The organism is Mycobacterium sp. (genome assembly GCF_049278535.1).
GTDB lineage: Bacteria > Actinomycetota > Actinomycetes > Mycobacteriales > Mycobacteriaceae > Mycobacterium.
This window is the reverse complement of the sequence record NZ_JBAPMI010000230.1, coordinates 1-14,707: the sequence shown is the minus strand read 5'-3', so window position 1 is coordinate 14,707 and position 14,707 is coordinate 1. Positions and strand designations below refer to the sequence as shown.

The following is a 14,707-nucleotide window of genomic DNA, read 5'->3' as shown; positions in this document are numbered from 1 at the left end:
GTGGCAAGCACCGGTGCACAACGCACTCACGTCAGGCTGGCAGCGGCGCTGCTGGCCTCTCTGTTATTGGCGTTTGTGGTGCTTACTTACCTCTCCTACACCGCAGCCTTTTCCACCACCGATACCGTCACTCTGACCGCGCCGCGGGCCGGGTTGGAGATGGACCGCGGCAACAAGGTGAAGTATCGCGGCGTCCAGATCGGCAAGGTCGACGACGTCAGCTACGCGGGCGAACACGCTCAGCTGCGGCTGGCCATCGACGGCGGTGAGTTGCACTTCATCCCCTCGAACGCCGCGGTCCACATCGCCAGCAGCACGGTCTTTGGCGCGAAGTCAGTGGAGTTCATTCCACCGACGTCACCGTCGCCCGCTCCGCTGCGCCCCGGGGCGCATCTCGCGGTATCGGCGGTTTCGCTCGAGGTCAATACGCTGTTCCAGTCGCTGATCGGCCTGCTGCAGAAGATCGACCCAGTCGAGTTGAACGGCACGCTGAGCGCGCTTGCCGAAGGTCTGCGGGGACACGGCAAAGACCTCGGCGGAGTGCTGTCCGGGCTGAATACCTTGACGCAGCAACTCAATCCGAAGCTGCCGACCCTCCAGCAGGACTTTCGCAAGACGGCTGCGGTGGCCAACATCTACGCCGATGCTGCGCCCGATCTCGTCACCGTTTTCAACAACACACCGACGATCGCCAGGACGGTAGTGGATGAGCAGAGCAATCTGAATTCCGCCCTGTTGTCGGCAATCGGCTTGTCCAACAACGCATATGACACACTGGCGCCGGCCGAGCAGAATCTGATCGATGCGATCAAGCGGCTGCGCGCCCCGCTGAAGGTCACCTCCGACTATTCACCGGAATTCGGCTGCCTCTTCGGCGCCATCAACCGCGGCATCCAGGAATTCGCACCCATCCTCGGTGTGCGAAAGGCGGGCCTGTTTACCTCGTCCAGTTTCGTGCTGGGTGCGCCGACGTACACCTACCCGGAGAGCTTGCCGAGGGTCAACGCCTCCGGTGGTCCGAATTGCCGCGGACTACCCGACCTGCCGACCAAGCAAACGGGCGGCTCCTGGTACCGCGCTCCATTCCTGGTGACCGACAACGCGAATATCCCCTATGAGCCGTTCACCGAAGTGCAGGTGGACGCCCCGTCAACGCTGCAGTGGTTGTTCCACGGCGCGTTCGCAGAGCGGGACGACTTCTGATGGACGGCCACGAGTCGCAGCGCTCGGTCTTGGTGAAAGTCGGCATCTTCACCGTCACCATGCTGTTGGTGGCATTCGGCCTGGTGGTGACGTTCGGGGAATTCCGCTTCGGACCGTCAAACGCCTACCACGCCAACTTCATTGACGCGACCCGGCTGAAGGGTGGCCAGAAGGTCCGCATTGCCGGTGTGCCGGTCGGCGCGGTGAAGGAAGTCAAGCTCAACCCGAACAACACCGTGGACGTGGCGTTCACTGTGGACAAGCGCTACACGCTGTACTCGTCCACACGCGCGCTGATCCGCTACGACAATTTGGTAGGCGACCGGTTCCTGGAAATCACTTCGGGCCCTGGGGAATTGCGCAAGCTCCCGCCCGGGGGGACCATCGACCAGCATCACACCGAGCCGGCGCTGGACCTCGACGCGCTGCTGGGTGGCCTACGCCCGGTGCTCAAGGGACTGGATGCCGACAAGGTCAACACGGTCAGCAGCTACGTGATCGACCTGTTGCAGGGCCAGGGCGGGGCACTGTCCAACTTGCTGGCCAACACGAACTCGTTCGGGTCGACGCTTGGTGCGCACGACCGGGAGATCGGCGACGTGATCACCAATCTCAACGCCGTGCTGGCCACCGTCGACGCCAAGGGGGCGCAGTTCTCCGATACCGTCGATCAGTTGCAGAAACTGATCACCGGGCTGTCCCAGGGCCGAGACGCGATAGCGGGCGCGATACCACCGCTGGCGACCACGACGTCGGATCTGACTGACCTACTGAAGCATTCACGTCGGCCGCTGCAAGGCATCCTGGAGAACACCCGCCCGCTCGCCAGCGAACTCAACGATCGCCTGCCCGAGGTGAACAACGACATCGAGCAACTTGGTGAGGACTACCTCCGGCTGTCCGCGCTCGGCGCCTACGGCGCGTACTTCAACATCTACTTCTGCTCGGTGTCGCTGAAGATCAACGGCCCGGCCGGAAGTGACATCATCATCCCGATGGGTGGCCAGGTGGATCCAAGCAAAGGCAGGTGCGCTTTTGTCAACAAGTAGCACCCCCCGCCGCGACCGCGACCCACTCCGCACCGGGATCTTCGGAGTGGTCCTCGTGGTGTGCGTCATCCTGGTCGCGTTCGGCTACACCAAGTTGCCGTTCTGGCCGCAGGGCCGGCCGTACACCGCCTATTTCGCCGACGCCGGCGGGATCAACCCCGGCAACGACGTTTACGTCTCCGGCATCAAAGTTGGCTCCGTACAAGCAGTTAAGCTGGCCGGCGACACCGCCAGGGTCGACTTCACCGTCGACCCTCATGTCAATGTCGGGAACGGCTCGCTGGCGGCTATTCGGACTCAGACCATCCTCGGGCAGCGTGCGGTCGCGGTGACCCCGGTTGGATCGGGGATCGCGACCACCATCCCGCTGAGCCGGACGACGACGCCGTACGCGCTGGGCTCCGCGCTGGAAGACTTGGGCCACAACGCCGGAGACCTGGACAAGGCCCAGTTCGAGAAGTCGTTGAAGGTGCTCACCGATGCATTGCACGATGCCACGCCGCAGTTGCGCGGGGCACTCGACGGCATCACCTCGTTGTCGCGGACGTTGAACACCCGCGACGAGGCCCTGGATCAGCTGCTGGCGCATGCCAAATCGGTGACCGGCGTGCTCGCTGAACGTGCGGGGCAGGTCAATAAGCTGATCGTCGACGGGAACCAATTGTTTGCGGCACTCGATGCGCGCCGCGCCGCGCTTGGGGAACTGATCGGCGGCATCGACGATGTCTCCGCGCAACTCTCCGGCTTCGTCGCCGACAACCGCAAGGAGTTCGGCCCGGCGTTGAGCAAGCTGAATACCGTGCTTGACGATCTCAACGAACGCCGTGACTACATCAGCGAGGCGTTGAAGCGGTTGCCCTCGTACGCAACAACGCTCGGTGAGGTGGTCGGCTCCGGGCCCGGGTTCAACGTGAACGTTTACGGCGTGGTTCCAGCGCCCATCGTCGGGATGATGTTCGACACCGTGTTCCAGCCCGGCAAGCTGCCGGCCAGCTTCGCTGACTATCTGCGCGGAATGGTCCAAGAGCGGTGGAAGTTGAGGCCGCAGTCGCCATGACCGTGTTCTCCGCATTCAGGGAACGTCACCGCGGGTTGCGGTTGACGCTGGCAGTGCTGCTCGCCATTTTTCTCGCTCTGGGCATCTTCGTGGCTTGGCCGGGTCGGACAGGTAACAAGATCGTCGGGTACTTCACCTCCGCGGTCGGGCTGTATCCCGGTGACCAGATCCGGATAGTCGGCGTGCCGGTGGGCGAGATCGCGTCGATCGAACCGCGTGCAGAAGACGTGAAGATCACCATGTCGGTGGACAGTGGCGTGAAGGTTCCAGCAAACGCTCGCGCAATCATCATGTCGCCCAACCTGGTTGCAGCTCGCTTCATCCAGCTCGCCCCCGCCTACACCAGCGGACCGGCGTTGCCGGACGGCGCGACCATCCCGCTGGCTCACACCGCGGTGCCGGTCGAATGGGACGAAGTCAAGCAATCGCTGACTGATCTGGCCAAGCAGCTCAGCCCCGCGGCCGGACAGTTACAGGGTCCGCTGGGTAAGGCGATCAACCAGGCCGCGGACACGTTCAACGGCAACGGTGACTCCTTCCGTACATCGCTGCGCGAACTGTCGCGAGCCGCCGGCCGACTGGGTGATTCGCGCACCGACATCTTCGGCACGGTCAAGAACCTGCAGGTGCTGGTGGACGCTCTTTCGGCGAGCAACGAGCAGATCGTTTCGTTCGCCGGGCACGTGGCGTCGGTATCGCAGGTGCTCGCCAAGAGTTCAACGCACCTCGATAACACTCTCGGCACCCTGAACCAGGCACTGATCGACGTCAAAGGCTTTCTGCAGGACAACAACTCGACGCTGATCGGAACAGTCGACAAGCTCACCGATCTGACCCAGGTGCTCAGCGATCAGAGTGAAGATATCGAGCAGGTGCTGCACGTCGCGGGGCCCGGTATCTCCAACTTCTACAACATCTACGACCCCGCGCAGGGAACGCTGAACGGGCTGATCTCGATCCCCGAGTTCGCCAACCCGGTGCAGTTCATCTGCGGCGGTTCGTTCGACACCGCGGCGGGTCTGTCTGGCCCGGAATACTACAAGCGGGCCGAGATATGCCGCGAGCGGCTGGGGCCGCCGCTGCGCCGGCTCACGTTCAACTACCCGCCGATCATGTTCCACCCGCTCAACATGATCACGGCGTACAAGGGCCAGATCCAATACGACACCCCGGAAACCCAGACCAGGTCGCAGACACCCATTCCGGACCTGCACTGGATACCGGCGCCCGGCGCGCATCCGCCCAACCCGGCGGACCTGCAGGCGCTGATGGTCCCGCAGGCATCGACCGGCGGCCCGGCACCCGGCGCACCCGCTCCGGCGCCGAATCCGTTTGGCCCACGGCCGGGTCCCGCACCGGCGGCCCCGGCACCCCCGTTGCCCTTACCGGCCGAGCAGGGGGCCGGGCGATGAGGCGAATCTGGTTGCGCGGCGGTGCATTAGCGGCAGGCAGCGCATTGCTGGCGGGCTGCCAGTTCGGCGGATTGAACTCGGTCGCCCTGCCCGGTACCGCCGGCCACGGCTCGGGCTCGTACTCGATCACCGTCGACCTGCCCGACGTGGCGACTCTTCCGCAGAACTCGCCCGTGATGATCGACGACGTCACGGTCGGCAGCGTTTCGGGCATTGACGCAGTGCAGCGCCGCGATGGAAGTTTTTACGCCGCGGTCAAGCTGACACTGGACCGTAATGCGATCTTGCCGGCCAATTCCATTGCCCGGGTGGCGCAGACCTCGCTACTTGGTTCTCAGCACGTCGAGCTGGCGCCGCCACTCAATCAGCCGCCGGTGGGCAGGCTGGTCGACGGATCGGCTATTCAGGAGGCACGGACCAGTCGCTTCCCGACTACCGAGGAAGTGTTCTCCGCGCTCGGTGTCGTGGTCAACAAGGGCAATCTCGGTGCGCTGCAAGAAATTACCGACGAGACCTATCAGGCGGTCGCGGGCCGGGAAGGCCAGTTCACCAATTTGGTGCCGCGGCTGGCCGAACTCACGGCTGGGTTGAACAATCAGGTCAACGACATCGTCGCCGCTATCGACGGACTGGACCGATTCTCCGCGATCCTGGCCAACAACAAGGACAGCCTCGGGCGCACGCTGGAAACGCTTCCCGAAGCGTTGCGAGTGCTCAACAAGAATCGGGACAAAATCGTCGAGGCTTTCGGCGCTCTCAAGAAAGTCGCAACAGTTGCGGCGCATGTGCTTTCGCAAACGAAGGTGGATTTCGCCGCAGACCTCAAAGACATTTACTCCAACGTCAAGGCGCTGGCCGACAACCGCAAGAACTTCGTGACGTCGATGCAGTTGCTGCTGACCTTCCCGTTCCCGAACTTCGGGATCAAGCAGGCGGTACGCGGCGACTACCTGAACGTGTTCACCACGTTCGACCTCACGGTCCGACGGTTGGGCGAGACGTTCTTCACCACGTCGTGGCCGCTGGACCCGAACATGCTGCATATGAAAGACATCCTGAACCCGCCCGATTTCCTGCTCGGTGAAATGGCCAACCTATCCGGGCAGGCCGCGGACCCGTTCAAGATTCCGCCGGGCACACCAGCAGGGAACAACTGATGCTGGATCGACTGACTCGCCTCCAACTGGCCATCTTCGCGGTGGTCACGGTGATCACCGTCGCCATCATGGCGATCTTCTACCTACGGTTGCCGGCCGCGATGGGCCTCGGGACGTACCAGGTGACCGCGAACTTCGTCGCCGGCGGTGGTCTCTACAAAAACGCCAACGTCACCTACCGCGGTGTCGCGGTCGGCCGCGTCGACTCGGTGGGTCTCACCCCGGACGGCGTCGACGCGGTGATGCGGCTGAACAGTGGCACCAATGTCCCGTCGAACGTCATCGCATCGGTGAAGAGCGTGTCGGCCATCGGTGAGCAGTACATCGACCTGGTGCCTCCCGAACATGTCGCTACGACCAAGCTGCACAACGGATCTCGCATCGACCGCGGTAACACCGCGATCAGCGTCGACATCGCGACACTGCTGCATCAGTCGGAGACCTTGGTCAACAGCGTGGCCGACACTCGATTGCGCGAATTGCTGCACGAAACCTTCACCGCGTTCAACGGATCCGGACCCGAATTGGCCAGGCTGTTCGAGTCGTCCCGGCTGCTGGTGGACCAGGCCAATGCGGACTTCCCGCAGACGTCGCAATTGGTCGATCAGGTCGGCCCGTTTCTGCAGGCCCAAATTCGCTCCGGCAACGACATCAGAGCACTGTCCGACGGGCTGGCGCGGTTCACTTCCGAAGTGCGACAGGCCGATCCGCAGTTGCGAACGCTGCTGACGGTCGTTCCACCCGCGGTCGATCAGGCCAACACAGCATTCTCCGGTATCCGCCCGTCGTTCCCGATGCTGGCGGCGAACCTGGCCAACCTGGGCCGGGTCGGGGTTATCTATCACAAGTCGATCGAGCAACTGTTAGTGGTGTTGCCGGCGCTGTTCGCCGCGATCATCACCGCGGCCAACGGCGAACCTCAGGACGAGGGCGCCAAGCTTGACTTCAAGGTCAACGTCGACCCACCGCCGTGCACCACCGGCTTCATTCCGCCGCCGCTGATTCGGACTCCGGCCGATGAGACGTTGCGGGAGATCCCGACCGACATGTACTGCAAGACCGCCCAAAACGACCCGTCGGCGGTCCGCGGTGCGCGCAACTACCCGTGCCAGGAATTCCCCGGCAAGCGGGCACCGACGGTGGCGCTATGCCGTGATCCCAAGGGTTATGTGCCGATCGGTACTAACCCTTGGCGCGGACCGCCGATCCCCTACGGAACTCCGGTGACGAACGGGCTGAACATCCTGCCGCCCAACAAGTATCCCTTCATACCGCCGGGCAACGACCCGGATCCGGGGACACCGATAGCCGGGCCGCTTCCGCCCGGCGTGGTCGAAGGTCCAGGCCCGGCGCCGCACCAGCCGTTCCCGACGCCGCCACCACCCAACACCGGTGGCACGGATGGACGCCAGGCCTGGATTCCGCCTGCCCCATACCCGCCGCAGAACCCGGCGATACCGTTCCCCAAAGCCGTTCCCGCCCCGCCACCACCGGAGGGACTGCCTGGAGCGCCGTACCCTCCGGCCGAGAAGCCGTGGGGTCCGCCGCCCGGTCCGGTTCCGCAGGCCAACGGCACGGCCTACACCACATACGACGATGCCACCGGCGCTTTTCAGGACCCCGCAGGAGGCACTGGTATCTTCGCGCCCGGCAAAGTATCGACCGCGGAGAACTGGTTGGACCTGATGCGCGACCCGAGGCAGTTGTGACCGAAGACGAGTCGTCGACGCGACCCCCGCGCCGGCGGGCTTCGCGGGCCGCCGGTCCGCACAGCGGTGAACCGGCCACCACCACAGTCCGGGTCGAGACCGCCCCCAAGCCGGTCAAGCGTCAGAACACACCGATCGGCCCCCCTCCGCGCCGGCCCGCACACCGCAGGCGGGTCGGCTGGATCGCGCTGGCAGCGAGTCTGGTCGGGATCGCGACGCTGGCCGGCAGCGTGGGTTTCGAGATCTATCAGCAGCGTCAGGCCGACACCGCCCACGCCCGGGTCCAGCGCTTCGTCGACGCCGCCACCCAGACCGTCGTGAACATGTTCAGCTACAAGCAGGACAACATCGACCAAAGTGTCGCCAGATTCGTCGAGGGGACCAGCGGGCCGCTGCATGGAATGCTCAGCTCCAACAACAACGTCGAGAACATCAAGGCGCTGTTCCGTCACACCGACGCGAACTCCGAGGCGGTCGTCAACGGGGCCGCGCTGGAAGGCATTGACAGTGTTACCGACAACGCGTCGGTGCTGGTATCGATACGCGTCACGGTGACAGACCTGGACGGAGTCAACAAGCCGTCAATGCCCTACCGGCTGCGGGTCATCGTGCACGAGGACGAGAACGGGCGGATGACCGGTTACGACCTGAAGTATCCAGACGGAGGCAATTGATGCGGTGGTTGATCGCCGCCGTCGTGAGCTTGCTGACCACCACCTTCGTCGGGTTGGCCGCAGCCGGAGGCTGGCTCTACTGGGAGCGGGTCGAAACCCGCGGTGAGCAGGCGGCACGCTCGGCGCTTCCGCCGTTGGCCACCAAAGAGATTCCCGAAGTGTTCGCCTACGACTACCAGACCGTGGAGCGCAGCCTGAGCGCCGCGTACCTGTTGCTTACGCCGGGTTATCGGCAGGAGTTCGAGAAGAGCGCCAACGAGAAGATCATCCCCGAGGCGCGCAAACGTGAGGTCGTTGTGCAGGCGAGCGTGGTCGGCGTGGGAGTCATGGCGGCTCAACGTAATTCGGCGTCGGTGATGGTGTACATGAACCGCACGGTGACTGACAAGACCCGGCAGCCGCTCTACGACGGCAGCCGGTTGCGGGTGGACTACCAGCGGATCGGCGGCAAATGGCTGATCAACTACATCACGCCGATCTAGCCGACAAATCCGTCAGCGGCATTGTCCGATCTCGTTGCAGTCCAATGGGTAACGCTCGACCGGGTTCGGCAGCGGTCCCTGGAATGCAAGGGTGAACGGAGTCTTCGTCATCGCGGGCTGAAGGCCGCAGATATCGCCGTGAATACTGGTGTGCGTGCCGGTAAGCGAGACGTCGTCGAACGCATAGGTATCCGTCGATTCCGCAGTTGTGCCGTCGGGACATGCCACGCCATTCTCCTTCGGCACCTGGAAAGTCCACAGATCTCGGGCAAGTCGGGCTCGGCCAACGAAGTTCGCCATCTTCTCCGAGCGGCTGATCACCCTGGCTGTCGTGCTGCTGACGTTCAGTGCGCAGAGGTCGGCGGCTATGACGGGGTCGGCGAAATCAGGGATGGCGCGCTGGCGGGACGGCGCATCGCACAAAGCTATGATCTTCCAGGTCGTCGTGGGCACACCAGCTTCGGTGAGGCTGTACATGCCGTCCGGCGGAGGTCCGAGTGCATGGGCGGGCGTCGATGTGCCCACAGCGACAAGTGTCATGACGGCGGCGGCAGTCAGGCCGCGGGAGGTGATCACCTTCATGCTCCGTTCCGGCTAAGTGCATCGAGTATCGCAGTGCGGCAGCGGCCACACCACCAGATTCAGCTGTTTGACGGATGACCAGCGGCCAGCGCGTCGAGGAATGACCGGGCCCATCCGTCGACGTCGTGGGCCAGTACCTGCCGCCGTAATGCGCGCATCCGGCGCCGCCCGGCGTCGTCGGTTTGGTTGAGCGCCGCTTCGATCGCGTCTTTGACGCCCTCCGTGTCGTGCGGGTTGACCAGGTAGGCCTGTCGCAGTTCGGCTGCGGCTCCAGTGAATTCGCTCAGCACGAGTGCACCGCCGAGGTCGCTGCGGCAGGCCACGTACTCCTTGGCCACCAGGTTCATCCCGTCCCGCAGCGGGGTCACCAGCATGACGTCGCTGGCCACGAAGAACGCGATCAGTTCGTCGCGGGGAACCGGACGGTGCAGGTAATGCACCACCGTGTGGTCGACCTCGCTGTATTCGCCGTTGATGTGGCCGACCTCGCGCTCGATATCGTTGCGCAGCGCCTGATAGCTGTCGACGCGCTCCCGGCTGGGCGTGGCGAGCTGGACCAGCACGGTGTCCTCGCTCTTGACCCGGCCCTCGGCGAGCAGTTCGGCAAAGGCCTTGAGCCGCACATCGATACCTTTGGTGTAGTCGAGCCGGTCGACGCCGAGCAGAACCTTGCGGGGATTACCGATCTCGGAGCGGATCTCCCTGGCCCGCCTGCGGATGTTGCGGTCACGTCCCTTTTGGTCGAGCTCGCTCGAGTCGATGGAGATCGGGAAGGCGCCCACGTGAACGGTGCGGCCGTCGACGTCCACCTCACCGAAGCGCGACCGCACCCCCACCGAACCGCGCGAGGTGTTCGCGCCGATCAGCCGTCGGGACAGAATCAGGAAATTCTGCGCACCGCCGGCCAGCTGGAATCCCACCAAGTCGGCGCCCAGTAGGCCTTCCACGATCTCGGTCCGCCAGGGCATCTGCATGAACAGCTCGACGGGCGGGAACGGGATATGCAAAAAGAACCCGATCGTCAGATCGGGGCGGAGTTCGCGCAGCATTTTCGGGACAAGTTGCAGCTGATAGTCCTGCACCCAGACGGTGGCCCCGTCGGCAGCGGCGCGAGACGCGGCTTTCGCGAATCGCTGGTTGACGGTGACGTAGCGGTCCCACCACTCCCGGTGGTAGCTCGGTTTGACGATCACGTCGTGATACAGCGGCCACAGTGTGGCGTTGGAGAAACCCTCGTAATACTCTTCGACGTCGTCGGCGGAAAGCCGCACCGGGTGCAGCCGTAGACCCTCCTGGACTATCGGTGCGTCCTCGACGTCCACATCGTCGTCGACGACCCCGGGCCAGCCGATCCAGGCGCCGCGACGACGGCGCAGTAGCGGCTCCAGTGCCGTGACCAAACCGCCCGGGCTGCGCTTCCAACGAGTGCTGCCGTCGGGCAATCGCTCCATGTCGATCGGCAGCCGGTTGGCGACCACGACGAAGTCGGACACGCCGGAGGCAGGGTCCTTCGACCCCTTGCCTCCCGCGCCGGGCACTTACACCTCGAGTTTCGCGGGCCCAATGCCGAGCATCGCGAGGAAGACGCGGCATTCGTCAGCGTCGGTCGCGTAGGCCGCCACTACACGCCTGGCCTGGCTGGCGGTGTCATCAGCCAGTGGCTCCACGTCGTCGATTTCATGGGTGTCAGATTTAGCGGGCATGACATAACTGTAGGCGAAGTGCGGAATCAGCTGCAGACGGCGCCGTAACCCGCCGGTGGGGCCGTTACGGGCTGGTCGTAATGTGTAACTTCTCTGCCCGGCGACGATGCGGTCCACATAGCGGACCGAGGAGAAGCCGGGCCATCGGCACAGTTACGGCGAATGAGGTGGCCAATGGCAGTCCCCAACGAGTTGGTGGCCTACGAAACCCTTGACGAGGGCCGCATCGCGCGGATCTGGCTGAACCGCCCCGAGGCACATAACGCTCAGAGCCGCGGTTTGCTGGTGCAGCTCGACGAGGCGTTCGTTCGCGCGGAGGCCGACGACACCGTGCGGGTGGTCATCTTGGCGGCACGCGGTAAGAACTTCTCCGCCGGCCACGACCTGGGTTCGGAGTTGGCGTTGGCGGAACGGGCTCCGGGGGAGGCCCAGCTGCCGAGCTTCCGCATCAACGGTGCCAATCGCGATGCGGTCGCGGAAAAGACCTATCTGCAGGAGTGGCATTATTTCTTCCAGAACACCTGCCGCTGGCGCGATCTGCGCAAGATCACCATCGCCCAGGTACAAGGCAACGCGATCTCCGCGGGCTTGATGCTGATCTGGGCGTGCGACCTGATCGTGGCGGCCGACAATGCCAAGTTCAGCGACGTCGTCGGTGTCCGGATGGGTATGCCAGGTGTCGAATATTACGCTCACCCTTGGGAATTCGGCCCACGCAAGGCCAAAGAGCTTCTGCTGACCGGTGATTCCCTGGACGCCGATGAGGCCTATCGGCTGGGCATGGTGTCCAAGGTCTTTCCGACCGACGAGCTGGCCGACAAGACTCTGGAGTTCGCCCGGCGCATCGCCGAGCGGCCCACGATGGCAGCGATGTTGATCAAGGACTCGGTGAACGCCGCGTCCGACGCGATGGGTTTCACCGAGGCGCTGCGCCACGCGTTTCACATCCACGAGCTGGGGCACGCCCATTGGGCCGCGCACAACGAAAACCGCTATCCGATCGGACTGCCTCCCGACGTCGAAGACTGGCGCAACCCCAAGCCGACGAAGATCGCCAGCAAAGACACTCCGTAGTCGCTTCGACGCCGCTACCCCAAGCGCGAAGCAGAAGTCAGGGCTGCGGTCTGGCCCCGAATGACGACCGTGGCTTCTGGCTCGCGCAATCAGATCCCGACTCCAGGTGTGGTTCTATGACTAGAACCTGTTTCAGTTTGGGCGTGAGGACCTGGCATGCAGCTTTCGTTCGAAAACCGGACTTACCTGGTCACCGGCGGTGGCAGTGGAATCGGCAAGGGGGTGGCCGCCGGCCTGGTAGCCGCCGGGGCGTCGGTCATGATCGTCGGGCGCAATCCCGACCGGCTCGCTGCGGCCGTCAAGGAGATCGGGGCAGCCAAGGCCGACGGCGGTGAGATCCGCTACGAGCCGGCCGACATCACCAACGAGGACGAGGCCACCCGGGCGGTGGATGCCGTAACGGCCTGGCACGGCCGGCTGCACGGCGTGGTGCACTGCGCCGGCGGATCGCAGACCATCGGGCCGGTCACCCAGATCGACTCGGAGCTGTGGCGACAGACCATCGACCTCAACGTCAACGGCACCATGTACGTGCTCAAGCACTCCGCCCGCGAGATGGTGCGCGGCGGCGGCGGATCGTTCGTCGGCATCTCGTCGATCGCGGCCAGTAATACCCACCGGTGGTTCGGTGCCTACGGCGTCGGCAAGTCGGCGCTGGACCACCTGATGCAGTTGGCCGCCGATGAACTCGGAGCGTCCTGGGTGCGAGTCAACAGCATCCGCCCGGGCCTGATCCGCACCGAGCTGGTTGCTCCCGTATTGGACTCGCCGGAGTTGAGCGAGGACTACCGCGCGATCACGCCGCTACCTCGGCCCGGCGAGGTCGAAGACATCGCGAACGCGGCGATGTTTCTGCTCAGCGACGCGGCAAGCTACGTGACGGGGCAGATCATCAACGTCGACGGTGGCCTCATGTTGCGGCGTGGCCCGGACTTCAGCGCGATGCTGGAACCGGTCTTCGGCGCCGACGGTCTGCGCGGAGTGGTCTAAATCGTCCGCTCATTGAGACGGTGATCTTGCGCTCACGGCGACATGCGGAAGGCTAGCCTCGAGAGATAAGGCCGGAGGATGCGATGCCTACAACCTGGGACACAATCGACCGCTACGTCGTCGTCTCGACAGATACTCACGCCGGGGCAGACCTTCATGAGTACCGGAAGTATCTCCCGGCACGCCTGCACGATGAGTTCGACGCATGGGCCAAGACGTACGTCAGCCCTTTCGACGACCTGATCATCGCCACCGCGAACCGAAATTGGGACCACAAGCTTCGGATTACCGAGATGGACGCCGATGGGGTGGCCGCCGAAGTCCTGCTGCCCAACACCGTGCCGCCGTTCTTCCCGACGACGCCCAACATCACCATCAGCCTGCCCCGGACCCGAGACGAGTTCGAGAAGCGCTGGGCGGGAGTGCAAGCGCACAATCGCTGGCAGATCGACTTCTGTTCGCTGGCCCCGACTCGTCGCCGCGGCCTGATTCAGGTCTTTCCCAACGACGTCGAATTGGCGATGCAGGAGATCCGCTGGGGTGCAGAGAAAGACTGCTTCGGCGGCGTGTTGGTTCCGCCCGTCTCGCCGGGCGACCCGAATGTCGCACCGCTGTTCCACACTCGGTACGAGCCGCTCTGGGCGCTTTGCGAGGAACTCGACCTCACGGTGGTTCAGCATGCGGGTGCCGGCAGTCCCGAGATGCCGATGGACCAGCCTGCGTCGAACGCGGTGCTGATCACTGAGATGGCGCTGTGGGCTAACCGGACCCTGGGCCATCTGATCCTCGCCGGTGTCTTCGAGCGCCATCCGACTCTGCGATTCGTCCCGACGGAACAAGGCACGCTCTGGGTGCAACCGCAACTTGCGATGCTCGATGCGATGGTGCCGACGATGAAATCGGAGGCCGGTAATCGCACCTACGGAATGTTCGGTGGGTCGTCCGTCGACGCGATGACGCTGACGCCAAGCGAATACGCAAAGCGGAACTGTTATTTGGCTAGCGAACTCATGCCGTTCGATTCCGCGATGATCGATTTCATGGGGGCCGACCACATCATGTGGGGTAGCGACTATCCCCACGAAGAAGGTTTCACGCCGCACTCCAAGTTGGCCATCCGCTGGGCGCTGCACGACCGCTCGGAGGATATCTGCCGAAAGATCTTGGGCGGCAACGCGGGTCGGCTGTACCGCTTCGACCTCGAAGCGTTGGCGCCTGTCGCCGCCGAGATCGGTCCCACCGTTGCCGAGGTGGCCACGCCGATCGGCGACACCGGTTATGTGGCTCCGGCCGCTTTCGGGTACCGGCCCTTCGAAGGCGGACTGGCTCTCAAGCGTCTTGCCCCGGCCCGCAGCTAGCTGCCCCGCCGGTGCAGGAATACGCCCTCAGCCCTGACCGTGACGCCCTGGGCATCGGCGATGTGGCCGACGGCGAAAGTCTTCACTCCCTCGACCCGATCGATGCGGGCATCTGCGTGCAGGGGCCCGAGAGGTGTGCCGCGTAGATAGCGGATGTGCAACGTGCCGGTGAAAGCGGGTCGTCCCGGCTGGTGCGCGGTCGCACCCAACACATGGTCGAGCACCATCGCGCACACACCGCCGTGCACTAGGCCGGG

At 64.2% G+C, this 14,707-nt stretch carries 15 protein-coding genes; 11 read left to right on the top strand and 4 right to left on the bottom strand.

Translation table 11 applies throughout. From position 1 onward, the window contains the following. Genes WAO18_RS15800 through WAO18_RS15765 form a run of 8 tightly spaced genes read left to right on the top strand, consistent with a single transcriptional unit; the run spans position 1 to position 8,743 of the window. Positions 1 to 1,203: an MCE family protein gene (locus tag WAO18_RS15800; protein ID WP_422207200.1), complete on the top strand. Its 1,203-nt coding sequence runs from the start codon at positions 1 to 3 to the stop codon at positions 1,201 to 1,203. Beyond that, on the top strand, positions 1,203 to 2,252 hold the full coding sequence (locus WAO18_RS15795) for an MCE family protein (protein ID WP_422207199.1): 1,050 nt from the start codon (positions 1,203 to 1,205) through the stop codon (positions 2,250 to 2,252). The genes WAO18_RS15800 and WAO18_RS15795 overlap by 1 nt, the downstream gene beginning before the upstream one ends. Beyond that, positions 2,239 to 3,309 carry an MCE family protein gene (locus tag WAO18_RS15790; RefSeq protein WP_422207198.1) on the top strand — a complete coding sequence of 357 codons (1,071 nt, stop codon included), beginning with the start codon at positions 2,239 to 2,241 and terminating at the stop codon, positions 3,307 to 3,309. Before WAO18_RS15795 ends, WAO18_RS15790 begins: the two co-directional genes overlap by 14 nt. Next, positions 3,306 to 4,721: a virulence factor Mce family protein gene (locus tag WAO18_RS15785; protein ID WP_422207197.1), complete on the top strand. Its 1,416-nt coding sequence runs from the start codon at positions 3,306 to 3,308 to the stop codon at positions 4,719 to 4,721. Before WAO18_RS15790 ends, WAO18_RS15785 begins: the two co-directional genes overlap by 4 nt. Next, positions 4,718 to 5,878, top strand: a complete 1,161-nt coding sequence (locus WAO18_RS15780) for an MCE family protein (protein ID WP_422207196.1) — start codon at positions 4,718 to 4,720, stop codon at positions 5,876 to 5,878. Before WAO18_RS15785 ends, WAO18_RS15780 begins: the two co-directional genes overlap by 4 nt. Continuing rightward, entirely contained in the window at positions 5,878 to 7,587 is a 1,710-nt protein-coding gene (locus WAO18_RS15775) for an MCE family protein (RefSeq protein WP_422207195.1), read from the top strand. Before WAO18_RS15780 ends, WAO18_RS15775 begins: the two co-directional genes overlap by 1 nt. After that, complete coding sequence (locus WAO18_RS15770) at positions 7,551 to 8,261, top strand: mammalian cell entry protein (protein WP_422207216.1); 711 nt, start codon at positions 7,551 to 7,553, stop codon at positions 8,259 to 8,261. The genes WAO18_RS15775 and WAO18_RS15770 overlap by 37 nt, the downstream gene beginning before the upstream one ends. After that, the gene (locus WAO18_RS15765) at positions 8,261 to 8,743 is read left to right on the top strand and encodes a mammalian cell entry protein (protein ID WP_422207194.1); all 483 of its coding nucleotides are present in this window, start codon (positions 8,261 to 8,263) and stop codon (positions 8,741 to 8,743) included. The genes WAO18_RS15770 and WAO18_RS15765 overlap by 1 nt, the downstream gene beginning before the upstream one ends. A gap of 12 nt (positions 8,744 to 8,755) precedes the next feature. Here the strand turns inward: WAO18_RS15765 and WAO18_RS15760 are convergent, their stop codons facing one another. From WAO18_RS15760 to WAO18_RS15750, 3 genes are read right to left on the bottom strand one after another with little or no spacing between them, the layout of a single operon-like run. Then, complete coding sequence (locus WAO18_RS15760) at positions 8,756 to 9,325, bottom strand: hypothetical protein (protein WP_422207193.1); 570 nt, start codon at positions 9,323 to 9,325, stop codon at positions 8,756 to 8,758. A 59-nt stretch (positions 9,326 to 9,384) separates the two neighbouring features. Further along, positions 9,385 to 10,863 carry an alpha,alpha-trehalose-phosphate synthase (UDP-forming) gene (locus tag WAO18_RS15755; RefSeq protein ID WP_422207192.1) on the bottom strand — a complete coding sequence of 493 codons (1,479 nt, stop codon included), beginning with the start codon at positions 10,861 to 10,863 and terminating at the stop codon, positions 9,385 to 9,387. Next, complete coding sequence (locus WAO18_RS15750) at positions 10,864 to 11,028, bottom strand: hypothetical protein (RefSeq protein ID WP_422207191.1); 165 nt, start codon at positions 11,026 to 11,028, stop codon at positions 10,864 to 10,866. 174 nt (positions 11,029 to 11,202) lie between these two features. On the opposite strand from WAO18_RS15750, the gene WAO18_RS15745 reads away from it, so the two are divergent. From WAO18_RS15745 to WAO18_RS15735, 3 genes are all read left to right on the top strand, one after another. Then, the gene (locus WAO18_RS15745; protein WP_422207190.1) at positions 11,203 to 12,102 is read left to right on the top strand and encodes an enoyl-CoA hydratase; all 900 of its coding nucleotides are present in this window, start codon (positions 11,203 to 11,205) and stop codon (positions 12,100 to 12,102) included. Between the two features lie 156 nt (positions 12,103 to 12,258). After that, the gene (locus tag WAO18_RS15740) at positions 12,259 to 13,092 is read left to right on the top strand and encodes an SDR family oxidoreductase (protein WP_422207189.1); all 834 of its coding nucleotides are present in this window, start codon (positions 12,259 to 12,261) and stop codon (positions 13,090 to 13,092) included. Between the two features lie 83 nt (positions 13,093 to 13,175). Beyond that, on the top strand, positions 13,176 to 14,450 hold the full coding sequence (locus WAO18_RS15735) for an amidohydrolase family protein (protein ID WP_422207188.1): 1,275 nt from the start codon (positions 13,176 to 13,178) through the stop codon (positions 14,448 to 14,450). On the opposite strand, the gene WAO18_RS15730 is transcribed toward WAO18_RS15735, so the two are convergent. Then, positions 14,447 to 14,707, bottom strand: a 261-nt coding sequence (locus tag WAO18_RS15730) for a PaaI family thioesterase (RefSeq protein ID WP_422207187.1), incomplete at its 5' end; no start/stop codon positions are given. The two genes, WAO18_RS15735 and WAO18_RS15730, sit on opposite strands and share 4 nt — an antisense overlap.